This is a genomic window from Shewanella spartinae, from assembly GCF_019457555.1.
In the GTDB taxonomy this organism is placed as follows: domain Bacteria; phylum Pseudomonadota; class Gammaproteobacteria; order Enterobacterales; family Shewanellaceae; genus Shewanella; species Shewanella loihica.
Genome location: NZ_CP080418.1, coordinates 1,451,892 through 1,476,315, shown reverse-complemented (window position 1 = coordinate 1,476,315; position 24,424 = coordinate 1,451,892). Strand labels below are relative to the sequence as shown.

At 53.9% G+C, this 24,424-nt stretch carries 23 protein-coding genes; 8 read left to right on the top strand and 15 right to left on the bottom strand.

Annotation, left to right across the window (positions count from 1 at the left end; genetic code table 11):
• Positions 1 to 201: 201 nt before the first annotated feature.
• Together mltF and K0I31_RS06520 are read left to right on the top strand one after the other, a co-directional pair.
• Positions 202 to 1,632: a membrane-bound lytic murein transglycosylase MltF gene (gene mltF / locus K0I31_RS06525; protein WP_011865102.1), complete on the top strand. Its 1,431-nt coding sequence runs from the start codon at positions 202 to 204 to the stop codon at positions 1,630 to 1,632.
• Between the two features lie 50 nt (positions 1,633 to 1,682).
• Positions 1,683 to 1,820 carry a hypothetical protein gene (locus K0I31_RS06520; RefSeq protein ID WP_190272411.1) on the top strand — a complete coding sequence of 46 codons (138 nt, stop codon included), beginning with the start codon at positions 1,683 to 1,685 and terminating at the stop codon, positions 1,818 to 1,820.
• Positions 1,821 to 1,874: 54 nt separating this feature from the next.
• On the opposite strand, the gene tadA is transcribed toward K0I31_RS06520, so the two are convergent.
• From tadA to guaB, 3 genes are all read right to left on the bottom strand, one after another.
• Positions 1,875 to 2,411, bottom strand: coding sequence for a tRNA adenosine(34) deaminase TadA (tadA, locus tag K0I31_RS06515; RefSeq protein ID WP_220080288.1), 537 nt, complete (start codon positions 2,409 to 2,411; stop codon positions 1,875 to 1,877).
• Positions 2,412 to 2,557: 146 nt separating this feature from the next.
• Positions 2,558 to 4,135, bottom strand: a complete 1,578-nt coding sequence (guaA, locus tag K0I31_RS06510) for a glutamine-hydrolyzing GMP synthase (protein ID WP_220080287.1) — start codon at positions 4,133 to 4,135, stop codon at positions 2,558 to 2,560.
• Positions 4,136 to 4,237: 102 nt separating this feature from the next.
• Entirely contained in the window at positions 4,238 to 5,704 is a 1,467-nt protein-coding gene (guaB, locus tag K0I31_RS06505; protein WP_011865099.1) for an IMP dehydrogenase, read from the bottom strand.
• 119 nt (positions 5,705 to 5,823) lie between these two features.
• On the opposite strand from guaB, the gene xseA reads away from it, so the two are divergent.
• The gene (gene xseA / locus K0I31_RS06500; RefSeq protein WP_220080286.1) at positions 5,824 to 7,152 is read left to right on the top strand and encodes an exodeoxyribonuclease VII large subunit; all 1,329 of its coding nucleotides are present in this window, start codon (positions 5,824 to 5,826) and stop codon (positions 7,150 to 7,152) included.
• Between the two features lie 67 nt (positions 7,153 to 7,219).
• Here the strand turns inward: xseA and K0I31_RS06495 are convergent, their stop codons facing one another.
• From K0I31_RS06495 to rlmN, 9 genes are all read right to left on the bottom strand, one after another.
• Positions 7,220 to 7,753 (bottom strand): hypothetical protein, encoded by a 534-nt coding sequence (locus K0I31_RS06495; RefSeq protein WP_011865097.1) that lies wholly within the window; start codon positions 7,751 to 7,753, stop codon positions 7,220 to 7,222.
• Positions 7,754 to 7,944: 191 nt separating this feature from the next.
• Positions 7,945 to 9,414: a ribosome biogenesis GTPase Der gene (gene der, locus K0I31_RS06490; protein ID WP_220044696.1), complete on the bottom strand. Its 1,470-nt coding sequence runs from the start codon at positions 9,412 to 9,414 to the stop codon at positions 7,945 to 7,947.
• A gap of 94 nt (positions 9,415 to 9,508) precedes the next feature.
• Positions 9,509 to 10,696: an outer membrane protein assembly factor BamB gene (gene bamB, locus K0I31_RS06485; RefSeq protein WP_011865095.1), complete on the bottom strand. Its 1,188-nt coding sequence runs from the start codon at positions 10,694 to 10,696 to the stop codon at positions 9,509 to 9,511.
• 11 nt (positions 10,697 to 10,707) lie between these two features.
• Entirely contained in the window at positions 10,708 to 11,331 is a 624-nt protein-coding gene (locus tag K0I31_RS06480; protein ID WP_011865094.1) for a tetratricopeptide repeat protein, read from the bottom strand.
• 14 nt (positions 11,332 to 11,345) lie between these two features.
• The gene (gene hisS / locus K0I31_RS06475) at positions 11,346 to 12,617 is read right to left on the bottom strand and encodes a histidine--tRNA ligase (RefSeq protein WP_220044695.1); all 1,272 of its coding nucleotides are present in this window, start codon (positions 12,615 to 12,617) and stop codon (positions 11,346 to 11,348) included.
• Positions 12,618 to 12,770: 153 nt separating this feature from the next.
• On the bottom strand, positions 12,771 to 13,886 hold the full coding sequence (gene ispG, locus K0I31_RS06470) for a flavodoxin-dependent (E)-4-hydroxy-3-methylbut-2-enyl-diphosphate synthase (protein WP_011865092.1): 1,116 nt from the start codon (positions 13,884 to 13,886) through the stop codon (positions 12,771 to 12,773).
• A 19-nt stretch (positions 13,887 to 13,905) separates the two neighbouring features.
• Positions 13,906 to 14,916 (bottom strand): RodZ domain-containing protein, encoded by a 1,011-nt coding sequence (locus tag K0I31_RS06465; protein WP_220080285.1) that lies wholly within the window; start codon positions 14,914 to 14,916, stop codon positions 13,906 to 13,908.
• Positions 14,916 to 15,704 (bottom strand): type IV pilus biogenesis/stability protein PilW, encoded by a 789-nt coding sequence (gene pilW / locus K0I31_RS06460; RefSeq protein WP_011865090.1) that lies wholly within the window; start codon positions 15,702 to 15,704, stop codon positions 14,916 to 14,918. Before pilW ends, K0I31_RS06465 begins: the two co-directional genes overlap by 1 nt.
• Before the next feature lie 32 nt (positions 15,705 to 15,736).
• A complete protein-coding gene (gene rlmN / locus K0I31_RS06455) occupies positions 15,737 to 16,858 on the bottom strand; it encodes a dual-specificity RNA methyltransferase RlmN (protein WP_144203467.1) in 1,122 nt (373 codons plus the stop codon).
• A 145-nt stretch (positions 16,859 to 17,003) separates the two neighbouring features.
• Here rlmN and K0I31_RS06450 point away from each other — a divergent pair, with 145 nt between their 5' ends.
• Together K0I31_RS06450 and K0I31_RS06445 are read left to right on the top strand one after the other, a co-directional pair.
• Complete coding sequence (locus tag K0I31_RS06450) at positions 17,004 to 18,137, top strand: CNNM domain-containing protein (protein WP_220080284.1); 1,134 nt, start codon at positions 17,004 to 17,006, stop codon at positions 18,135 to 18,137.
• A 141-nt stretch (positions 18,138 to 18,278) separates the two neighbouring features.
• Positions 18,279 to 20,039, top strand: a complete 1,761-nt coding sequence (locus K0I31_RS06445) for a bifunctional metallophosphatase/5'-nucleotidase (protein ID WP_220080283.1) — start codon at positions 18,279 to 18,281, stop codon at positions 20,037 to 20,039.
• A gap of 141 nt (positions 20,040 to 20,180) precedes the next feature.
• On the opposite strand, the gene K0I31_RS06440 is transcribed toward K0I31_RS06445, so the two are convergent.
• The 3 genes from K0I31_RS06440 to K0I31_RS06430 form a co-directional block, all read right to left on the bottom strand.
• A complete protein-coding gene (locus K0I31_RS06440; RefSeq protein ID WP_220080786.1) occupies positions 20,181 to 20,681 on the bottom strand; it encodes a GNAT family N-acetyltransferase in 501 nt (166 codons plus the stop codon).
• Positions 20,682 to 20,931: 250 nt separating this feature from the next.
• Entirely contained in the window at positions 20,932 to 21,234 is a 303-nt protein-coding gene (locus K0I31_RS06435; RefSeq protein ID WP_011865085.1) for a hypothetical protein, read from the bottom strand.
• Between the two features lie 127 nt (positions 21,235 to 21,361).
• Positions 21,362 to 21,586: a DUF3820 family protein gene (locus K0I31_RS06430; protein ID WP_220080282.1), complete on the bottom strand. Its 225-nt coding sequence runs from the start codon at positions 21,584 to 21,586 to the stop codon at positions 21,362 to 21,364.
• A 616-nt stretch (positions 21,587 to 22,202) separates the two neighbouring features.
• Between K0I31_RS06430 and K0I31_RS06425 the strand changes: the two genes are divergently transcribed.
• The 3 genes from K0I31_RS06425 (at position 22,203) to K0I31_RS06415 (ending at position 24,407) form a co-directional block, all read left to right on the top strand.
• The gene (locus K0I31_RS06425; protein WP_011865083.1) at positions 22,203 to 22,946 is read left to right on the top strand and encodes an AAA family ATPase; all 744 of its coding nucleotides are present in this window, start codon (positions 22,203 to 22,205) and stop codon (positions 22,944 to 22,946) included.
• A complete protein-coding gene (locus K0I31_RS06420) occupies positions 22,906 to 23,331 on the top strand; it encodes a CopG family transcriptional regulator (protein ID WP_220080281.1) in 426 nt (141 codons plus the stop codon). The genes K0I31_RS06425 and K0I31_RS06420 overlap by 41 nt, the downstream gene beginning before the upstream one ends.
• A gap of 251 nt (positions 23,332 to 23,582) precedes the next feature.
• Positions 23,583 to 24,407 (top strand): M90 family metallopeptidase, encoded by an 825-nt coding sequence (locus K0I31_RS06415; RefSeq protein ID WP_220080280.1) that lies wholly within the window; start codon positions 23,583 to 23,585, stop codon positions 24,405 to 24,407.
• The last annotated feature ends 17 nt before the right edge of the window (positions 24,408 to 24,424 follow it).

Below are 24,424 nucleotides of genomic sequence, written 5' to 3'. Positions count from 1 at the left end.
ATAGCGCGAAAACAGCTTTACGTAACAAAGAAACTGGCGCGGCGCCAAATTCATGCCCCATACTTAAGCAGGCAAAACGCTAAATTCATCCAACAAAAAACAACCAAACTCTGCCGACATAATCGCCATTATTGCCTTTGACCAGCTTGTGATATAATCATCGGCCGCATTTTATAAAACGGATTAAAAAATAGTAACTTAATGAGAAGTTTCCTGCTGATTCTATTCTGTGTTTCGCTACTGACTGGCTGTCAGGGCGAGCGCGTGGACGCAGCAAAAGCGGTTGAAACCCAGCCGAAAACCCAGCTCAACGTGGGCACCCTCTACGGCGCGCAGATCTATGTCACCACGGGTCAGGGCCTCGCCGGCTTTGACTATGAGATGGCCGAGCGTTTCGCCAAACATCAGGGGCTCACGCTCAACATGCAGCCCTACCCCACCATCAGCGATCTCTACCAGGCGATGCGAAATGGTGAGATAGACCTGATCGCCGCCGGGCTGGCCGACACCCAGAGCCGCCGAGAGCAGTTCAGGCTAGGGCCGCCGCTCTACTATGTTAATCAGGTGCTGGTCTACAAACAGGGCGCCAAGTACCCAACGGATGTGAGTCAGCTGGATGACAACATTACCGTGATCTCAGACTCCTCCTTTATCGAGACCCTGGCGGAAATGCAAAAGCTCTACCCCGAGCTGGTATGGGATCAACAGTGGGATAAGGACAGCGAAGAGCTGCTAGCAATGATCGCCCGCGACGAGATCAGCTACACCATCGCCGATTCGACCACCTTCGAGATCAACCGCCGCTATATGCCTGAGCTCAGGGCCGGCCCTGTGTTACGAGAGGGACAGGCCGTGGTCTGGCTGCTGCCGCCAAACGGCAGCGATCAGCTGATGAGTGACCTGCTGAGCTTCTGGCATCAGGAAAAAAGAGCCGGCACCCTGGCCCACCTGAACGAGAAATATTTCGCCCATGTGAAGCGCTTCGACTATGTGGACACCCGCGCCTTCCTGCGTGCCATAGATAGCCGGCTACCCAAGTACCGCGATAACTTTGTCGAATATGCCGGCGATCTCGACTGGCGTAAGCTGGCGGCGACCGCCTATCAGGAGTCCCATTGGAACCCCAACGCCCGCTCGCCCACCGGCGTGCGCGGCATGATGATGCTCACCCTGCCCACGGCCAAACAGATGGGGATCGACAACCGTCTCGACCCTGAGCAGAGTATACGCGGCGGCGCCAAATACCTGAGCGACATTCTCAATCGCCTGCCTGAGTCGATTCCGGAGAATCAGCGCATGTGGTTTGCCCTGGCCTCCTACAACATAGGCTATGGCCATGTGGAAGATGCCCGCAAGCTGGCACAATCTATGGGGCTTAACCCCAGTGCCTGGCGCGACCTGAAGAAGGTATTGCCCCTGCTGCAGAAGCGTAAATACTATAAGCAGACCCGCTACGGCTATGCCCGCGGCAGCGAGGCAGTTCACTACGTGGATAACATCAGGCGCTACTACGACACCTTGGTATGGATTGACAATCAGAATCAACAACTACAAGATGAGGTGATGGAAGCGCAACAACAAACGGCCGAAAAACAATCACAAAGCGAGATTTCCGCCGCGCAGCCCAACTAGATATGACGCGGCCTGTGATTGTCTGGGTAATGGCCTAACGGAGGTTCATCATGAGAAAAAAAACCTTAAACAATCTGTCTTCACGACGAAGAACCCTGCTTAAGATACGCCACCAGCACACCATCAACCGACAGAAGCAGTTCTTCACCTTCATCAAGCAAACTGGCAGCCTGAGTCCAATCGACTAATCCGAATCAGACTGAAGCAAAACAAGCGAACAACGCATAAAAAAAAACAAGGGCCTATTGCCCTTGTTTTTTTTCTGCCATCTTAAGTGCCTTCTTCTCCTGACGCCGCCGGCGAAAGAAGGCGCTGAGCTGCTCACCGCAGTCCTCCGCCAGCACCCCAGCCGTCACCTCAAGCTGATGATTGAAGGCGCTGCTGCGCACCAGATCCACCACGCTACCGGCCGCGCCGGTCTTGAGATCCGCGGCGCCAAATACCAATCGACCAATTCTGGCATGCACCATGGCGCCGGCGCACATGGCGCAGGGCTCTAGGGTCACGTACAGCGTGGTATCCAGCAGACGATAGTTTTCCACCACCTGGCCCGCGGCGCGAATGCACTCCATCTCGGCGTGGGCACTTGCGTCATGGCGGCAGATGCTGAGGTTGTAGCCGGTCGCTATCACACTATCATCTTTCACCAACAGCGCGCCCACGGGCACCTCCCCCCGCAACTCGGCCTGGGCAGCCAGCGCCATGGCTTGGCGCATATAGGCTTCATCTTTTACCGCCTGCTCATCCAGGCTGACTTGATTATCTATCAGCTTACTCATCTGCTCTCTATCGTTTTAGCTCAAAGGGCCATGCTGTCATCTAAGCTTCTCGGCTAAGTTTTCTAGCTGGAACCTAATGCCACTGAAATAAAAAAGGGCATATCACTATGCCCCCTTTCTATCTTTCAACGCATCTTATCCCGGGATTATTCCCACTCGATGGTTGCAGGTGGCTTACCCGAGATATCGTAAACCACACGAGAGATGCCGTCGATCTCATTGATGATACGGTTTGAGACTCTGCCGAGGAAATCGTATGGCAGATGTGCCCAGTGCGCCGTCATGAAGTCGATGGTTTCTACCGCACGCAGGGATACTACCCAGTCGTACTTACGGCCATCGCCCATCACACCTACGCTGCGAACCGGCAGGAAGACGGTAAAGGCCTGGCTCACCTTGTTGTACAGGTCGGCCTTGTGCAGCTCTTCGATAAAGATAGCATCGGCGCGGCGTAGCAGGTCACAGTACTCTTTCTTCACTTCGCCCAGTACACGTACCCCCAGGCCTGGGCCAGGGAATGGGTGACGGTAAAGCATGTTGTACGGCAGACCAAGCTCGAGACCAATCTTACGTACTTCATCTTTAAACAGCTCGCGTAGCGGCTCGACCAGACCCAGCTCCATATCGTCAGGCAGACCGCCAACGTTATGGTGTGACTTGATCACGTGAGCCTTGCCTGTGGCACTGCCTGCAGACTCGATAACGTCGGGATAGATGGTGCCTTGGGCCAGCCACTTGGCGTTAACGCACTTGCGTGACTCTTCGTCGAAGATATCGACAAACACCTTGCCGATGATCTTACGCTTGGCTTCTGGCTCGGCTTCACCGGCCAGCGCGTCGAGGAAGCGCGATTCGGCGTCGACGTGAACGATATTCAGGCCGAAGTGGTCGCCAAACATCTCGAGCACCTGGTCGGCCTCATTCAGACGCAGCAGACCGTTGTCCACAAACACACAGGTCAACTTGCTGCCGATGGCGCGGTGTAGCAGCATGGCCACAACTGAAGAATCCACACCGCCAGACAGACCCAGGATAACCTCGTCATCGCCGACCTGCTCCTTGATACGAGCAACCGCGTCTTCGATGATAGAAGAAGGTTTCCAGTTGGCCTCACACTGACAGATATCCAGAGCGAAATGCTCCAGCATACGCTTGCCCTGACGGGTGTGAGTCACTTCTGGGTGGAACTGAACGCCGTAGAAACACTTCTCTTCGTTAGCCATTGCGGCATAAGGACAGGTGTCTGTCTTAGCCACAGTCACGAAGCCTTCAGGGATCTCAGAAACCTTGTCACCATGGCTCATCCAGACGTCAAGCAGCGCCTTGCCGCTGTCGCTGACCGCATCTTCGATGCTCTTGAACAGCTCAGATGCCGCCTGAACTTCTACCTGGGCATAACCGAATTCACCTTCGCCTACGCCTTGGATCACCTTGCCGCCCAGTTGCTCTGACATGGTCTGCATGCCGTAGCAGATGCCGAGTACAGGTACGCCGGCGTTAAACACATATTCAGGTGCACGAGGCGAGTTGTCGGCGGTGACGCTCTCTGGGCCACCGGCCAAGATGATGCCGTTAGGCGCAAAGGCTTTGATCTGCTCTTCAGACACATCCCAGGCCCAAAGCTCACAGTAGACACCGATCTCACGGATACGGCGGGCAATCAATTGCGTGTACTGAGATCCAAAATCGAGTATGAGGATCTTATGATCATGAATGTTGCTCATGCTTTACCTTTTATCTTTCAGATTTTTCGCCAATGTCATTTATTAAGACCCGGCTTAAGAAAAGGCAGTGTATTTTTCAATGACACTGCCTGATTTCAATAATTAAGAACGGCTACGATAGTTAGGCGCTTCTTTGCTGATGGTCACGTCGTGAACGTGGGACTCACCCATACCCGCCGAGGTTACCTTCACAAACTCCGCCTTCTCATTAAGATCTTTAATGGTAGGACATCCTGTGAGGCCCATGCATGAGCGTAGGCCGCCCATGTACTGATGGATGATCTCCTTGAGCTTACCCTTATAAGGCACCCGACCCTCGATACCCTCGGGTACCAGCTTGTCGGCAGCGTTATCGCTTTGGAAGTAACGGTCAGAAGAACCTTGTGTCATGGCGCCCAGAGAGCCCATGCCGCGGTATGACTTGTATGCACGGCCGTTGTATAGCTCAGTTTCACCTGGCGCCTCGTCGGTACCGGCAAACATAGAACCCGCCATGATGCATGATGCACCGGCGGCCAGCGCCTTAGCCAGGTCACCCGAGAAGCGGATGCCGCCATCGGCGATGACAGGAATATCTAAGTGCTTAACTGCGGCTGCAGCGTCAGATACTGCGGTGATCTGCGGTACGCCCACACCGGTGACGATACGAGTGGTACAGATAGAGCCAGGACCAATACCTACCTTAACGGCGTTCACACCGGCTTCGACCAGTGCCAAGGCGCCTTCGGCCGTTGCTACGTTACCACCGACAATCTGTAGATCTGGGTATTTGGCGCGGGTGTCGCGAATACGCTGCAATACGCCTTCAGAGTGGCCGTGAGATGAATCGATAAGCAGCACGTCGATACCGGCTTTCACCAGCGCATCGACACGCGCTTCGTTACCGGCACCGGCACCTACGGCGGCGCCGACACGCAGACGACCCAACTCATCTTTACAGGCGTTTGGCTTCTCTTCCGCTTTTTGGAAATCTTTAACTGTGATCAGGCCCTTGAGTCTGAAGTCACCGTCGACGACCAGTACTTTCTCGACGCGGTGAGCGTGCATCAACTTCTGCACTTCATCCAGCGGCGTACCTTCAGGTACAGTCACCAGACGCTCTTTAGGCGTCATCACCTGATCGACGGTGCGAGACCAGTCGGTGATGAAACGCACGTCACGGCCCGTGATGATGCCCACCAACTCATTGGCTTCGTCAACCACAGGATAGCCCGCAAAGCCGTTCTTCTCGGTCAGGACTTTCAGCTGCTCAAGTGTGGTATTAGGCGTGACCGTTACAGGCTGCTGAACGATACCGGCTTCATAGATCTTTACTTGGCGAACTTGCTCGGCCTGCTGCTCTATGCTCATATTTTTATGGATGAAACCAATACCACCTTCCTGTGCCATAGCGATGGCAAGGCGCGCTTCAGTCACGGTATCCATGGCTGCAGACACGATAGGCATATTGAGTTCGATCTTTTGGGTTAAGCGAGTCTTGAGAACGGCAGTGTTAGGGAGTACGGTCGAGTGTGCAGGAACAAGCAACACATCATCAAAGGTTAGTGCTTCTTTTTTTAAACGTAGCATGGCAACATCTCCCCATGTAGGTGATATAAGAGGTAAAATATTGCGGCGGGATTATACCTTGCATATTGGGTCTGGTAAATGGAAAATAGTAAAAAAGTCGCTTTAGTAGCAAAAAACCTATGAAAATGCCGAAAAATAATGTTTACACCGTGTCGCGCCTCAATGGAGAAGTGAGGCAATTACTCGAAGGTGAACTGGGTAAAGTCTGGCTCGAAGCAGAAATATCCAATTTTTCGGCGCCCAGCTCGGGCCACTGGTATCTCACCCTCAAAGACAATTACGCCCAGATCCGCGCCGCCATGTTTAAGGGCCGCAATCGCGCCGTCACCTTCCGTCCGGCCAATGGCCAGCAGGTGTTGGTCAAGGGCGCCATCAGCGTCTATGAGCCCAGGGGCGACTATCAGCTGATCATCGACTCCATGCTCCCTGCCGGCGATGGTTTACTGGCCCAGCAATATGAAGCCCTCAAGATGAAGCTGGCCGCCGAAGGCCTGTTTGCCGCCGACACCAAGCGGCCGCTGCCGAGCAATATTCAACGCATAGGGGTGGTCACCTCGGCCACGGGCGCGGCCATCAGAGACGTACTGCATGTACTCAAGAGGCGCGACCCCTCCATCGAGGTGATCATCTACCCTAGCCAGGTACAGGGAGAGCACGCCGATAAGTCATTGTGTCATGCCATCATGCAGGCCAACGACAGGATGGAAGTGGATGTGCTGCTGCTCACCCGCGGCGGCGGCTCCTTGGAAGATCTCTGGTGTTTCAACAGCGAGGCCCTGGCCCATACCATCTATAACAGCGCCCTGCCCGTCGTTTCGGCGGTGGGGCACGAGGTGGATACCACCATCAGCGACTATGTCGCCGACCTGCGTGCCCCTACCCCTTCGGCAGCTGCCGAGCTGCTATCCCAGGATGCGCTCAGCAAGGCCGACAAACTCAGGATGGCCATGACACGCCTCAAGCAGGGCTGGCAACACTATGACCTGAAACAGGCCCAGCGTTTCAGCCAGCTACACCACAGATTAGAGCGTCAGGATCCCAAGCGCCGCCTGCAGCAATATGAGCAGCGCTTTGACGAGCTGCAACTCAGGCTCGGCGCCGCCTTAACCGGTAAGTTGCACCAGATGGAGCGCCGTCAACAATCCCTGCACGCCAGATTAAACCAGGTCTCTCCCAGTCATCAGCTGGCCTTGGCCGCCAGCCGTCTGACCCATCAGAACCAAAGATTACACAGCGCCATGCAGGCGAGGCTCAACTCAGCAGAAAAATCCCTGCAATTTGTCGCCCATCAGCTGGAGACGGTCAGCCCACTGGCGACCCTGAGCCGTGGCTATAGCATCACACTCGACGCCGAGGGCAAGGTGCTGCACAGCGCGCAAGATATCCGCACGGGCGATCGCCTCACCACTAAGCTGGTCGATGGCGAAGTGCAATCGACGGTAGTTTAACCCTCACATAAAAAACGCCCTTACGGGCGTTAAAATGAGTATTTAGCAACTCAATAAAATCGAAGGCCTATTTTCTTGGCCCCACAGGCACCATGATGTGCGCGTAAGGTGTGCCCTTCCACATCACATAGGGACCACCGGCATAAGGGTCTGTAGGCAGGCTGTCGAGCAAGGCGGGATCCGGCATGATGATCATCAGGTGCGGCCCTTCGACGATCCACTGATTGTCTTTGGTTTCGCCCTCGGCGTAGGGATCGGTATTGCTCGCGCCACCATCACCGGCCAGCATATAGGAAATACCCACAGCCTTGGCCTGAAACGGCTTCTTGTTCATCCAGGCGTCGGCCCATTCCATCCAGGGCCCATCCATACACATGGGCGCCGTGCCTTGCAGACTAGGCGGGGTCGGGAAACAGGTATAGTCGACACTACCTTTTTGCAGGACATTATTGTCCCAGTCCATCACTGTGACCTTATCCCTCAGGGTCGGCGGCGCGGCGTTGAGCGCGTCTTCCAGTAAGGCCTGTTTATCTGCAGCCTGGGCGGCGCCGGCCAAGAGAGCCAGCGTGGCGGCAAGCAGCAGGGGTTGTTGGTGTTTCATAACACTATCCTCAGGTGAGTTAAACTACCTTAATTACTGCACTCTTGAGTATAGTCGGCATCCCTATAAAGGTTCGACTTGCTTGCAGTAAGTAGTTTATAAGACCAAAGAAAAAAGATTGATCAGGATAAAACACCTAGATAACAAAAAGGCCAGCACTTAGGCTGACCTTTTTAGCGAGACAGAGAAAGTTACTTCTTCTTGTCTTTGATGTGACTCATCATACGCTTGCGGCGACGCTCTTGACTCACGGTGAGCTTCTTGGTGTTCAGTCCTTCGAACGGGTTACCCCCTTCCTGGAAGCGTACCTGAATCGGCGTACCCATCACCTTGAGTGAACGGCGGTAGTAGTTCATCATGAAACGCTTGTAAGAATCCGGCAGCTTCTTCACCTGGTTACCATGGATCACCACGATTGGCGGGTTGTAACCACCGGCGTGGGCGTACTTCAGCTTGACGCGGCGCCCGTTCACCAGCGGTGGCTGGTGATCGTCCTGAGCCATCTGCATGATGCGGGTCAGCATAGAGGTGCTCACGCGGCGTGTGGCGCTCTCGTAGGCTTCCTCTACCGACTCGAACAGGTGACCCACACCCGTGCCGTGCAGCGCCGAGATGAAGTGAATACGGGCAAAATCGATAAAGCCCAAACGACGGTCGAGCTCGCTCTTCACGCGCTCCTTCACGTCCTGATCGATACCGTCCCACTTGTTCACGGCAATCACCAGGGCGCGCCCCGCGTTCAGGGCGAAGCCCAGCAGGCCTAAGTCTTGCTCGGCGATCCCCTCGCGGGCATCGACCACCAAGAGCACCACGTTGGCGTCTTCGACCGCCTTGAGGGTCTTGATCACAGAGAATTTCTCAACCGTCTCGTGCACCTTGCTGCGACGACGCACACCCGCGGTGTCGATGATCACATATTCCTGACCATCGCGCTCCAGCGGGATATAGATACTGTCACGGGTCGTGCCCGGCTCGTCGTAGACCACTACGCGCTCTTCACCCAGAATACGGTTCGTCAGGGTCGACTTACCCACGTTAGGCTTACCGATAATCGCCAGCTTAATTGGCAAGTCCTGCAGACGCTGCTGCTCGGCCTCGGCCTCTTCCTCTGTGTATTGACGCTCGTCGGCTTCCTCTTCATCTTCGCCGTCACGGGTCAGTCCCATGGCTTCGGCGTAAGGGGTCAGCGCGTATTCGATCATGTTGGTCACACCGCGCCCTTGGGCGGCTGCCATCTGGTATACCTCACCCAGGCCCAGGGCCCAGAACTCGCCACAGGCAGAGTCGGCGTCGATACCATCGACCTTGTTGGCTACCACGAAGGTGGTCTTCTCGCGGCGGCGTAAGTGCTCGGCGATCGCCTCGTCGGCGGCCGTCAGACCCGCGCGGGCGTCGGTGAGGAAGAGCACCACATCGGCTTCTTCGATCGCCGCCAGCGACTGCTCGGCCATGCGGGTCTCGATCCCCTCTTCGGTGCCGTCGATACCGCCGGTATCCACCACGATAAATTCGTAACCAGATAGATGTGCACGACCATACTTACGATCCCGAGTCAGACCTGGGTAGTCAGCTACCAAGGCGTCTCTGGTGCGCGTAAGACGATTGAACAGGGTCGACTTACCTACGTTTGGTCGGCCTACCAGGGCCACAACTGGAATCATTTTTTTGCCTCTAATCTACAAATCTATCTGAATATCTTAAATAAAAAGCCCCCAGCACAAGGTCCAGGGGCTTTAAAAACTGTTAAAGCTCGCCTTAGGGAAGCGTAATTCTTGCTACCTTGCCGCCACGACTCTGGACGTAGATCTTATCATCTATTACCAGTGGCTGGCTAAATAAACCTGAACTATCCACTTCGACGCGGCCCACCAGCTTACCTGAGGCGCGATCGATGAAATGCAGATAGCCTTCGAAATCACCCACCACCAGGTAGTCTTTGAAGACCACTGGCGAGGTCAATTCACGGTTAGTCAGCTCGCTGTTGCTCCAGCTTTCCAGGCCGTTACGCTTATCGACCGCATACACACGGCCGTGGTCATCCACCAGGTAAAGGTTCAGACCGGCCGAAGCCAACTCGTTGAAGCTAGAATATTTACGGCTCCAGACCACACGGCCTGTACGCAGCTCCATAGAGACCAGGTTACCGTTATAGCTCACCGCATAGATGTTCTCGCCCACGATAAGCGGCTTCATATCCACGTCGGCCATGCGGGTAAACTCGTTACCCCCTTTTGGCGTATAGATAGGCTGCTCCCAGGCGGCCTGACCGTTGCTTTTCACCACAACCGCGACCTTGCCATCGGCGGTGCCGACAAAGAAGCCTCCGGCCTCATAGGCAGCAGAACCTGTGCCCCTTAGGGTCAGGGTTGGCAACTTGCTCTCGTAAACCCACAGCTGTTTGCCGTCATCGACGTTATAGGCTTCCAGAGCACCTGTGCTGGTGTGCACCACCACCACATCTTCACCCACAGTTGGCGCCGACAGCAGCTCACCGCCTGCGGTCACATGCCAGACCATCTCGCCGGTTTCGGCATCGACGGCGCCCAGCAGGCCACTCTCACCACCGAAGAACACCTTGTTACGGGCGGCAGTAATGCCAGAAGAGAGACGCGCGCCCTTGTTCTTAGACAAGGCGCCCTCTTTGAACCAAGAGCTGATCTCGAGCGACCAGACCTGCTCACCAGTGGCTTCGTCGTAGGCGGCGACTTCACCGTAACGATCCATAACAAACAGCTTGCCGTAGCGCACCGCAGGACGGATCTTAGAGTAATAGTCACCCACACCACTGCCGACGGAGGCACTCCAGCTCACCTCGGGGAAGACGCTCGCCTCGATCTGCGGCAGCGGACTTACCGGCTCTTCCTCAACATCGTTAGAAGAACAGGCCGACAGCAACCCCAGGCTCAAGCTGCAAGCCAGTAATGTTTTGCACCAAGACTTCATGGGCAGCTTCCTTATGCCTTGTTCAGGTTATCTAGCTTCATCTGTAAGGCTGGGCTTGAAGTCGCTCCGCCATTGTCCAGGGCTGACTGATAGGCGCTCTTTGCCTTGTCGGCATCGCCTTGACGTACCAGGAAATCACCTTTTAACTCATCACGCTGTACGGCAAACGAAGGCGTATTAAGCTGCTCCAGAGTCGCCAGTGCTGTTGCCAGCTGACCTTGCTCTGCCTGCACGCGGGCAAGACGCAATGTCGCAACCGCAACCAGACCTTCTTCAGGCTTGCTGACCAAGATCTGCTTAAGGGCCTGCTCGGCCTTATCCAACTCACCGGCTTCTACCGCGGCCTTGGCCACGATCAGTTGTAATAGCGCCTGATAGCCCTGCTGACCGTCGTGGTCTTTAGCAAAGCTCTCTGCAGCCGCCAGCATGCTTGAATCGGCTTTGACCGAGTTGCTGATGGTTTGGAAGGCTTCAGAGGCTTCTTCTGCCTGAGCCACCTTATAATCTGAATAGTAGTTCCAGCTGTAAAGGCCACCCAGGCCTACCACTGCACCTATGACAATCGAGTTGCCATAGTCTTTCCAGAACTGTTTGATAGCATCGACTTGTTGTTCTTCTGTGCTATAAATTTCCACGTTTCTCTTCCTCTTTAAATCAGTTCTGCAACGTAAGCTGCTAACGAATCCTGTGCAACCAATTCTTGTTCTTTCTCTTCACGCAGATATTTTAGCGCCACCTGACCATTGGCCAGTTCAGTCTCACCGATCACTATGGCAAGCTTGGCGCCGCTCTTATCGGCACGTTTCATCTGCTTCTTGAAGTTACCGCCTCCGCAGTGACTCATCACCTTGAGGCCGTCGACTTCACGTAACTGCTGCGCCACCTTGATGGCCGCCACACGGCAATCATCGCCCATGGCCGTAACATACACATCCACCGGACCGGATACATCGTCGGTCAGCGCCAGCGTCTCCAGCATCAATACGATGCGCTCGAGCCCCATGGCAAAGCCTACCGCCGGGGTGTCTTTGCCACCCAGTTGACCTACCAGGCCGTCGTAACGACCACCGGCCAACACGGTTCCCTGAGCACCCAGGCTGTCGGTGACCCATTCGAATACGGTGCGGTTATAGTAATCTAAACCGCGCACCAGACGAGGGTTAATTTCGTATTGGATGCCAACGGCTTCAAGTAGTTCACACAAATGTGCAAAATGACCGCGACTTTCTTCGCCGAGGTAATCCATCAGCGCCGGGGCATCACCCAGCAGCGCCTGCACATCTGGGTTCTTGCTGTCCAGTACGCGCAGCGGATTTGAATACATGCGGCGCTGGCTGTCTTCGTCCAGCTTCTCCTTGTGCTGCTCCAGGAAGGCGACCAGGGCATCACGGTAGGCCGCGCGCTCCTCGGCATCCCCCAGGGTGTTCAGCTCAAGCTTCACATGCTCGCTGATCCCCAGCTTCTGCCACAGGCGGTGGGACATCATCAAGACTTCGGCGTCGATATCGGCCGAGGCGATACCATAGACCTCGACACCGAACTGGTTAAATTGACGGTAGCGCCCCTTCTGTGGACGCTCGTGGCGGAACATGGGGCCCATGTACCACAGACGCTGCTCTTGATTGTAAAGCAGGCCGTGCTCGTTACCCGCACGCACGGTAGAGGCTGTGCCTTCTGGGCGCAGAGTCAGCAGATCGCCATTGCGATCGGCAAAGGTATACATCTCTTTCTCGACGATATCTGTCACTTCGCCGATGGAACGTTTGAACAGGTCGGTACTCTCTACGATAGGAGTGCGGATCTCGCTGTAACCATAGGCCGCAACGGTATCACGCAACACTGCTTCTAGTTTTTGCCATAGCGGGCTCTGGGTCGGCAGAATATCGTTCATTCCGCGAATCGCTTGAATCTGTTTTGCCACTGTATCAACTCGTCCGAAATTTAGCTGTAAAAAATAAAAAAGCGCCTCGCATTATAGGCGCATCAACAATAAACGCAAAACCGGCGCGGCGCGCCAGTGAGCTGCGCCACAAACGGAGCTAAAAGCCCCATCTTCTGCGCAGCGAGCAAAGGGTTATTCCGTGATATCGGTGGTCGGTATACGCGCGTCGACGCTGGCGACCTTGGCGCGGATCTTCGCCTCGAGCTGATCGACGATATGCTCGTTGTCGAAACGCTCCTTCTGGCGCACACCGTCGTCATAGTAACCGCTCTTACGATTACCGCCGGTCAGGCCAATGTCAGATACCAGAGCTTCGCCCGGACCATTGACCACACAACCTATGATGGAGACATCCATAGGGGTCACTACATCTTCCAGGCGACGCTCGAGCTCGTTCACCGTGGCGATCACATCGAACTCCTGACGCGAGCAAGATGGGCAGGCGATGAAGTTGATGCCGCGTGAGCGAATACGCAGGGATTTGAGGATGTCGAAACCGACCTTGATCTCCTCAACGGGATCGGCGGCCAGCGAGATACGCAGGGTGTCGCCAATCCCTTCGGCCAGCAACATGCCAAGGCCAACGGCCGACTTCACGGCGCCGGCGCGGGCACCACCTGCCTCGGTGATCCCAAGGTGCAGCGGCTGCTTGATCTGTTTGGCCAGCAGACGATATGACTCCACCGCCAGGAAGACATCTGATGCCTTCACACTCACCTTAAACTGATCGAAATTGAGTCTATCGAGAATATCCACATGGCGCATGGCCGATTCCAGCAAGGCCTGCGGCGTCGGCTCCTTGTACTTGTCCATCAGGTCTTTCTCTAATGAACCACCGTTAACACCGATACGGATCGGGATATTCTTGTCGCGGGCACACTCCACCACGCTGCGGATGCGCTCTTCGTTGCCTATGTTGCCCGGGTTGATACGCAGACAATCCACGCCATATTCCGCCACTTTCAGGGCGATACGGTAATCGAAATGGATATCGGCAACCAGGGGGACCTTAGTCTGCTGTTTGATCACCTTGAACGCCTCGGCGGCATCCATGGTGGGCACAGAGACACGTACGATATCGGCGCCGACATTTTCCAGCGCGCGGATCTGAGCCACCGTGGCCTCCACATCTGTGGTGCGGGTGTTGGTCATAGATTGCACGGCGATTGGCGCGCCATCACCGATGGGCACATCGCCCACATAGATGCGTGTCGAAGGGCGGCGAATGATTGGGGACTCGTTGTACATCTTAATTCACTCTTTTACTTCAAAGATTGACGGCGCTACCGACCGTCAGTCTGGCAACTCGGCCACTGGGATACTTGGCCAAATCAACTTGTTCACCATTGAGACGCATGGTCAGCGACTGAGGCGCCCCCAATATAACCTTAAACGGCGCCTGACCAAAGACATTCATCTCTTTGCCTGCCAGCTTGAGGCCATTGACCAGCACCTTGCCGTCGGCATCTGTCACCTTGATCCAGCAATCACCACTCAGGCTCAGAGCCAACACGGCATCGCCTTCGCTCTTAAGGGGTTCATCTGCTTGGGAATTTGGGTTAATCACTTCCAGCGCGACGCCAGTCTCAGGTGTCGAGCGCGCCTCAGATGGCAGGTTTTCGGCCTGTTCGCCTGTCAGCTGTGCACCGGCAGATTCCTCCGCCATTGTTTGATCAGGCACAGTTTGATCAGACACAGTTTGATCAGGCGCAGCTTGCTCTCTTGGCATCTCGATGCCTGTACCCGCCTGTGGGTCTTGAGCTAGCATAGGCTCAGACGAGGCTGGCAGGGTCGAGAGCTCGGCAGTCTCTTCCACCGATGGCTTGGAAAGGTCCAGATCGGCAACCATGGCGGACTTTTGCACCCACCAGAGTACCAGCAAGGCCAACAAGACGAAGATGATGAGATAAGTTACCAGCATCAGGCGACCGTCTCTGGCCTGGCGCGTCGTCTTGCGGGAGAAGCTCTGCATGGTAGGCGCGCTGACCACGGGAAAGCTTTCGGCCAGGTAGGCATCCACCTTGGCCATCTCCAGCCCCAGGATACGGGCGTAATTCTTCACATAGCCTTTGACATAGGTCGCCGACGCTATGTTGTCATAGTTGTCCGCCTCGAGATCTTGAACAATCGATGGGCGCAGATTGAGTTGCTCGGCCACGCTGGCTAAAGTCATCTGGCGCGACTCACGCACCGCCTTTAACCACTGGCCCAGTGTTTCACCGGTTTCCTTTGGTTTCTCAGCATCATCCTTGAGCATATCGATTTGATTATCAGTCATTAGTGCATGCTTGCTCTATACTGCTTGGCCTCATTGGAAGCGGGAAACTTAGCCAGGAGAAGAATGCCAAATTTTCTCATCGCTTCAGGGTCATTTAGGCCTTGCTCAATTTTAATTCCCAACGCCAGACTCTGAGCCGATTCGGGCACTACTCTATGGTAACGCGCCAGGCCTTTCTTGGCGGCGGAGTAGTTCCCCAGATCCAATTCGATCTCAGACAGTTCTAATAGGGAGTTGGCACGACGCGGGTCGTAGTTAAGTGCCATCTCGAAGTAGCGTTGTGCTTTTTGCAGGTCACCCGACTTGCGGCTACAGATCCCCAGGTTCTCATAGCTGGAGGCCGAACGGGTGTATTTGGGCATTTTTACCGCCCGAAGAAACATCTCTTCGGCTTGATCGTACTTCGCCTGCTGGCAGAGAAACACGCCGAAATTATTCATGGAATCGCCGCTGGCATCGCTGGCGTTGATGGCGTTGCGATACGCCTTCTCGGTCAGCTCTAATTCGCCAACCGATTGATAGTAATAGGCTAAGGCTACGTGTACATCTTCGATGTTAGGCGCAAACTCGAGCGCCTTATCCAGGTTGTACTTGGCTTGTTCGCTGTTGCCTTTCTGCAGATAGGTCAGGCCCAGCTGCACCCGTTGACGGGCGGCAGAAACGTTGTCGAAGGTACGCTCTTGAACGGGCACATCTGTGCCACTGTAGGTTCTTTCAGTCACGCATCCTGACATCAGCGCCGAGGTCAGGATGACTAACAGGGTCAATGTTGGCTTTTTGCTTAACATTCGCAAGCCTATCTAGTAGCAGATACAATAAGTTAGTTTATTGTGACTGAAATCTGACTATCTTGCATGCGTTTTTTCGCTAAACGTTTGGTTCGGTCGCGAATATCCCCGGCCAACTGGCCACAGGCCGCGTCAATATCGTCTCCGCGGGTCTTACGAACGATCACCGTCAGACCATATTCCATCAACACCTTAGAGAATCTGTCGATACGTGAGTTCGATGAACGCCCGTATGGCGACCCCGGATAAGGGTTAAAAGGAATCAGGTTGATCTTACAAGGGGTATCTTTCATCAACTTTGCCAGCTCATGGGCCTGATCTGTGCTGTCGTTGATATGATCAAGCATCACATATTCCAGGGTCACGCGGCCGCGGTTGGCGTTGGACTTGGCCAGATAACGACGGATCGCCGCCAGAAACTCCTGCAGCGGATACTTCTTGTTGACCGGCACCAGCACATCACGCAGCTCATCGTTTGGCGCGTGAATACTTACCGCCAGCGCCACATCCAGGTTATCACCCAAGATATCCAGCGCAGGCACCACGCCCGAGGTAGACACGGTCACGCGGCGCTTAGAGAGGCTGAAGCCAAAGTCATCCAGCATAATATCGATAGCCGGCATAACGTTTTTCAGGTTCAGCAGCGGCTCTCCCATGCCCATCATCACCACGTTGGAGATAGGACGCTCGCCGGTCTCTTTCTGGAAACCGAGGAAATGGGACACACGCCAGATCTGGCCAACAATCTCAGACACGGTAAGGTTACGGTTAAAGCCCTGCTGGGCAGTCGAGCAGAAGGTACACTCAAGGGCACAACCAACCTGAGAAGAGACACACAGGGTGGCACGGTCCTCTTCGGGGATGTAGACAGTTTCAACTTCTTGGCCATTGCCCACGTTGATGGCGAACTTGATGGTGCCATCGGCAGACTTCTGGTAGCTGGAGATCTCGGGCGCCACCACCTCACAACGCGCGGCCAGTTTGGCACGTAACACCTTGTTGATGTTGGTCATTTGTTCGAAGTCACTCACGCCAAAATGGTAAAGCCACTTCATCAATTGATCGGCACGGAAAGGCTTTTCACCCATCTCGGTAAATAGCGCTCTCAATCCCTTACGATCGAGATCCAATAAATTGATCTTTTTTTCACTCATTTTGACTAACCTCAACACCAAAACCTGCCACAGGGCGGCGAATTATACAGATATCAATAAATTTTAGCCAGTAAGGAAATAGACTATGCTAGAATCCCTCCCAAGCTAATATTGGCTTGCTACCTGGAGTTGTTTTACCTCCCCCATGATAACCCTTATTGTTATTGTCTTTGTCGCTATCGGGATCTCTTTTCTCTGTAGTGTATTCGAAGCCGTGCTTCTGTCTGTTACCCCTAGCTTTATCGCGAACCTGAAAGAAACCCATCCCGCGGCGGCCGAGCGTTTGAGCCACCAGAAGGAGAATGTGGAATCGCCACTGGTCTCTATCTTGACCCTGAACACTATCGCCCATACCGTGGGTGCCGCCGTTGCCGGTGCGCAGGCCGCAAAGGTGTTTGGCGATGAGATGCTAGGTGTCTTCTCGGGCGTTCTGACCTTCTTGATCCTCTTCTTCTCAGAGATCATCCCTAAGACACTGGGGGCAAACTACTGGCGCAGCCTAGCTCCAAGTGTATCGCTGGTGCTGCTGTGGATGGAACGCATTACTAAGCCGCTGATCTGGATGTCACAGCAGGTGACTCGCAAGCTGGGCAAGGGCGACGATGGCCAATACATTCGCCAGGAGATGAGCGCCATGGCCAAGATAGGCCATGAATCGGGTGAGCTGGACGAGCAGGAATCTATGATTCTGACGCAGATGCTGTCGGTCAAGGAGATGCCGGTTACCGCCATCATGACGCCGAGAACCGTGATGTTCAGCGTGCCAGCTTCCATGACTCAGACCGAGTTTGCCAAGCTGCATAAGAAGAGCCCCTTTACCCGTATCCCGGTCTTCGATGGCGATCGCGACAATATCGTGGGTTATGTTAACCGCAACACTATCTTGTTGTCGGAGCGGGACACGCCTCAGGCGCCTATTTCGGCGGTGCGTCGTAACCTGGTTATCGTGCCGGAAACGGCCAAGATATTGCCGCTGTTCCAGCTGATGATTAAGCGCAACACCAAGATCGCCATGGTGGTGGATGAATACGGCAGTGGCCACGGTATAGTCACCCTGGAAGATATCATCGAGTCCCTGCTGGGCCTGGAGATTGTCGACAGCAACGACCCAGTGACCGACATGCAGCAACTGGCAAGACGCCTGTGGAAACGCCGCATGACTCACAAGGGGATACGCATCTCGGATGAGGGCTCGTCAGAAGATGACGAAACGCCGCAGAGCGAGCCGCAAGAGGCCAGCGTCGCGGAGACAGAACCTCTGGGTAAGGTGAGCAAATAACCCAAATAACTTAAGTACTGAGCCGATATAAATTAGCAGCTCATTAAATACTTAAGAAAAGTTAACAAAGGGAAGCGAATGCTTCCCTTTTTCATTTACCCCCGCTGAGGTATACTTGCCCGCTTCACAGATGGAGCCTACATGACCAACAGATATTCGCTCAAGCTTGCACACATCAACGACACCCACTCTCACTTCGATCCTTCACGCGTTCAATTTCTGCTCACCCATGAGCAACAAAGTTATGAGGTCTATAGCCATAGCGGTGGCTATGCCAGGATCGGCTATCAGGTGCAGCAAGCGCGTCAGCAAGCGGTAGATGCCGGGCAAGATTTTCTGTTTCTGCATGGGGGCGACAGCTTTCAGGGCACTCTCTACTTCAATCAGTTTAAGGGCGTCGCCAACGCCGATCTGCTCAATCGCCTCGCCCCAGATGCCATGGTGCTGGGCAACCATGAGATAGACGCTGGCAATCAACCGGTTAAACGGTTTCTCGATACCATTAACTTCCCCCTGCTCGCCGGCAACATGGACCTCAGCCAGGAAGATCCCCTAAAGCAGGACAGACTCGCCGGCCACCCCAAGCTATTTGACTATATTCCCGAGCGCCAGATGGCCAAGGTGCTGCTAAAGCCCCTGGGCGACAAGCAGATCGCCATCATAGGGATCACCCTAGATCAGATGAAAGAGATCGCCAGGCCAGATGAAGATACCCATTTTGCCAACGCCATCGCGACCACAGCCAATACGGTAGCCAAACTCAAGGCCGACGGCATAGATCATATCTTGGTGCTGAGCCATCTAGGTTGGGATAAGGATAAAGAATTAGCCAGAGAAGTCCCCGGCATCAGCCTGATCGTCGGTGGTCACTCACATACCCTGCAGGGCGATTTCGGCGCCATCGGCATCAACGCCCTACCCTATGGCTACTGCGAGGAAGACACGCCTATTTTGCATGCAGGCAAGTACGCCGAAACCCTAGGGCTGTGCGACATCGAATTTGACGACAAGGGGCGCGTTACGTCACTTGCCGGACACAACTACTTCATGCTTGATGAGCATCTGATCATCGAAGGGGAGCAAGAGGTCACCGCCGCTACCTACAACGCGCTGAAACAGCAGCTCATGTCGCATCCTGGCGTGCTGTGGAATGAAGGATTGTGGGATGAAGAGCTAAGCGAGATCAATCAGGTGATCGCCCAGCGCTATCGCCCGGCCGTAGACGCGCTGGAGCATCAAGTGCTGGGGTTTGTGCCGAAAAACTTGATCCACACCCGCCTGCCGAGCAAGGCGCTGCCCCATGGCAGCGAAATCGCCCCCTGGGTCTGCAAGAGTATCTATCATGAGACCCGCAGACTCGATCTTCAGGTGGACTTTGCCCTGCACAATGCCGGCGGCGTCAGGCAGTCACTCAACAAGGGCACAGTGACCATGGCCGACGTGCTGGGGCGCCTGCTGCCCTTCGCCCTCCCCCTGGTGAAATATCGCATATTGGGCCGCTACCTGTATCAGACCCTAGAGTCGGCCATCAACTCGGCCACCAACAACAGCATTACCGGCACGGGCGCCGGCAGCTTCCCCTACACCTATGGCCTCAAATATTGTTATGACGGCAGGCAGCCGCTGGGCACCCGCATCCTGCAGCTGGAGATCTTGACCGAAATTGCTGGCGAGATGCAGTGGCACAGTGTGATGCCAGACCGCATGTATAGCGGCGTCTCCTCGGCCTATACGGCATCGGGCAAGGAAGGCTATCAGGACCTGCTCAGAGCCGAGCAACAGGAATCGATTGAGGCGCTCACCCTACCCCAGGCCTTCATCCGCTACATGCAGCGCGAAGAGGGGCTCCACGGCGTCATGCCGCCCCATGTGTTGTATACCAGTCACCTGGACGGCCTATAGCTCGGTCCAAATCAGAATTAAGTTAGGCCTGAAAACTCGGGGACGTTATTAGGTTTATTTAACTTGCTTGTCTGAGAACATATCGAGATTAAAGTGGGAAAACTAAGTAGCGAGGCTAACTAGGAAGGCTATTTAGCTAGACTAGGCCTGAGACTTCACCAGATAGTAGGCCATAAATATTTGGCCTGCCTTTTCCTGATATTGCTTGTGTCGCAGAGCAAACCCCTCGGCCAAAAACAGTGGCCGCGACAGACTAGAGGCATCGACGCTCAGCTCGAGCATCCCCTGCGCCGCCGACCATGACACTAGCTGGCGTAGCAGTTGACGTGCTATCCCCCGCCCCTGATATTCAGGGTGCACATAGAGACTGTCGATATATCCTCGCGAGGCATAGTGAGTCTCCACATTGATAAAGCCGACGCAGCGGGGTAGCCCGCCAACTAGGCTTTCTGTGTCGACAGCCAACCAGGCCTGTGAGCGGGTCAGGCGTTTATGCCAGTGATAGCCAGAGCGCGGCGCCCTCGACCAGGCGCACTTCTGCGCCTCACTGTAATGGGTCTCGTCAATCGCGTGCACCGCCAGATGATAGACCTCGCTGACCTGAGTGCTATATCCCTTTCGGTAGGGAATTATCTTAATCATCACCTAATCAAATCTCACAGAGTGGCTTTTGCCAAGAGATACTGGCCGAGTAATACCGGCCGAGTAACACTGGCCGCTACCAACTCTTTGCCACCACTTTTAGCAAACTGGCTTGTCGTAAATTGCAGCTTATATTAGTCGCCCATCTGGCAAAAAAATAGTGCCGATAACAAGTTAGCGGCACTATCTATTATGTTTAGACTCTTACATTCTGTCTTTCACGCTTGGCCAGGCTGCTAAGCCGCCTAGGCTACTTCTTGTCGATGCGACCCACAAATAGCAGTTCGTCGAAGGTACGGTTAAGCGTCTTGCTGGTAAAGTCATTCATCCACATCTGCTCTTGAACGACAACTACGTCACCTTTTTTCACCTCTGCCTGAGGTCCAGCCGCCCAGAAAGTCTTGTCGGCTTCTTTGATCTGAACATAGGTATAACCGCCACCGTTCATGGTATCGACCACTGTGCCCTGATGCACTACACCAGCCGCCCAGGCACTCGAGATCCCCAGGGCTAAGGTGGCCGCAGCGGCTAAACGAACTAATTTAGTTATCATTGTCATTCCTTAAGTGTTTGCCTTTAACCCCTGCATTAAAACATGGCCTTTGCCATAAATCTCTACCCGGCGTACCTAAAACAGCATTCAATGAATCAGTTTTAGATCAAGCTCTCATTCCCGAGTTTTATCCTTGAGTGCGCGGAACTAATAACGGCTTGAGCATGCCCTCGAGGCCATTGAGCTTCACCTCATAGATGAGCGCCAGCTGCTGACCCAACTTGCCGTCGGGAAAGCCTTTGCTGTGAAACCAGACTAAATAGGGCTCTGGCAGCTCGAGTAAGCGTAATCCTGCATATTTACCAAAGGGCATTTTTTGATTAATCGCCTCGATTAAGGCCTGTTGATCCATCTTAACTATCCTAACTTAACTATCCTAAATGGCTATCGGGAGGTGTGCGGGGTCCAGCTTACGTGACCTCTGACGCCAAACCAAGTGCTCTGAATAAAAAGTGCTTGGATAAAAAGGAGCTTGCTATATATAGCAGTAACACTTGTTCATTTCCCGCCCGCCGCCTTGAAACATAAGGTAAATTTTTCCAGAGACAAGCAAACCGAGTTCAAAGTTTTAGTCATTACACATATAACATTTAGAAATATAAAAATTAAATATACACACCTTTTGAAATAAAAGTAGGGTGAAAGTCTTACACTTTTAAGACATAGGCATGACAAGCCAGGCAATAAAACCAACAAATAAAAAGTAACCTTATGTTTTAAAAGACATTATCCTTGAGACTTCATACCTCAAGCCCTTAGCGTCAAATATCTGCCAAACAGGCCAAAACGTCAACTTAATGACAAGCGCCATAATCAAAAAAAACGTCAATTTTCATGTAGTTGACCAACAATTAATTAACACCTAAATTGGACTCATGCCCAAACAGGTGAGGTCGCGAGACAGCAGTACATCACTTGGGAACCTAACAACAAACATCGGCAATCATTGGCAGTCGAGAGGAAATAGAATGATCATTTTAGTTGGCGGTGAAAAAGGCGGTAGCGGAAAGAGCTGTTTAGCCCAAAACATAGCGGTATTTCTCACGGTAGAATGCGGCGCGTCGGTCATCATGGTCGATTGTGATCCCCAGCGGACCACCTCAGACTGGATTCAAGCTCGTAACAACAATGGCACCCTGGCCAGCATCAACTGCGTACAGCTCTACGGCAAGATACGCAACGATCTGCTCAGCCTGGAGCAACACTATGACTATGTCATCGTCGACTGTGGCGGTCAGGATAACCTGGCTCTGCGCGCCACCATGTCGGTTGCCTCCCATGTGTTGATGCCACTACGTCCTAAGCGTAGAGACTTGAAAACCGTCAGCCACATGGATGATATCGTCGCTACCTGTATGATGATTAACCCTAAGATGCGCGCATCTTTCGTGATCACTCAATGCCCTAGCCTACCAAACCAGGCTAACCGCATCTTTGAGGCGAAAGAGGTGTGTAAGACTTACGACATCAACGTGCTCGACGCCATCACCTACAGCCGAAACATATATGATGACAGCGAAGAATCGGGTCTGTCTGTCATGGAAACTCAGCCAAAAGGCAAGGCCGCCGAGGAGATCCGCAGCATCGCCTGTGAAATGCTGCAAGCTTCGAGTGCTACAGAAATTCGCAATCGTCTCGCCGAAAAACAGATGGATAAGTTAAGGGGTAACTATGGGTCTGGCCGATCTCAAGAAAAGCTCTACGCAGTCTAGTGCCGCGAGACAAAACCGTAAGCTGCTGAATATTTCGCTCGATGCCTTGATCGATGACTTCATCGAGGATGCGACACACTATGCCGCAGGGCAGCCGAGCAATGTGCAGCAGATGGCCGAGGTTATTGCCTTAGAGACTGGCTTCGATGGCGATTTTTTGAATCGCCACGCATCTCAGGCGACACCTAAGGTGGTGCCTAAGGGCACTGGGCCCTATCGCAAGGCAACCTTTACCCTGAGCGAGTCTGCCATCGCGCACCTCGCCGAGTTGGCCAGCGGCTGCGACGTGGCTAAGTCGAAATTGATCCGCTTTCTCATCGAGCACCATTACTCGTTATCGGAAAGCGAACGGCAACAGAAGGAACAATCAATCATAGTCGATTAAATTAGTCGAATGAGTTAGCGATAGTATTAATCGATTAGCGATATCCCCAGACGCGCTGGGCTCATCATCACCCAGCGCGTCGCCATTTTCGCCCCGTCTCCCTAACCTTTCTGGCAGCGACAGATTTCATTTTCCGAACTTAGGGCTGCCAGCTTTTTTCTCCACGCCTTTTTTCTCCACGCTTTTTCTGGCCCTAAGATTGAATTTGCGGCAAGCAACACCATATCTTGCTATATCATAGGGAGATTTTTATGCTAGCCATCTTTATTCTCGCGCTGGTCAGTAGCGCCGCCATAGGTTACATACTGTTTAAGCCAAAGTATGTCAGGTATCGCCGCGCGCAGATCGCCAAGCGCCCCTTTCCCGAGAGCTGGCGCGCCATACTCAAACGCCGCATGCCCTATTTTCGCGCCCTCCCCAGCGACCTGCAGTTACAGCTCAAGCGCCACATCCAGATCTTCATCGCCGAGAAGCAGTTCGTCGGCTGCCAGGGGATAGAGATTGATGATGAGATCCGGGTAACCATAGCCGCCCAGGCTTGTCTGTTACTGCTCAATCGCGACACCGACTACTACCCTAAGCTGAAACAGATCTTGGTCTACCCTAGCCTGTTTATCGTCAGTCAGACTCAGCAAAATGGCGATGGCACCTTCTGGGAGCGCAAAAACATACTCTCCGGCGAGTCCTGGGAATTTGGCAAGGTGGTGCTCTCCTGGCATACGGCCAAGGAAGATGCTGCCCAGCCCTACGATGGCCACAACGTGGTGATCCACGAGTTTGCCCATCAGCTGGATCAGGAAGATGGACACTCCAACGGTGCGCCCATCTTAGCCCATGCCAACGACTATCAATCTTGGTCAACCGTCATGGCGCAGGAGTTTACGCGGCTGCGCGAAGATGCCAAGTGGCATCAACCCAGCCTGTTTAACTATTACGGCGCCACCAACGAGGCAGAGTTCTTCGCGGTGATCACCGAGACCTTCTTCGAACGCCCCCATGAGTTTTACCAGCAGCATCAGGCCCTCTATCAACAGATGAGTCATTTTTTCAAGCTAGATCCGGTAAACTGGCATTAACGACACGAAAAAGGAGT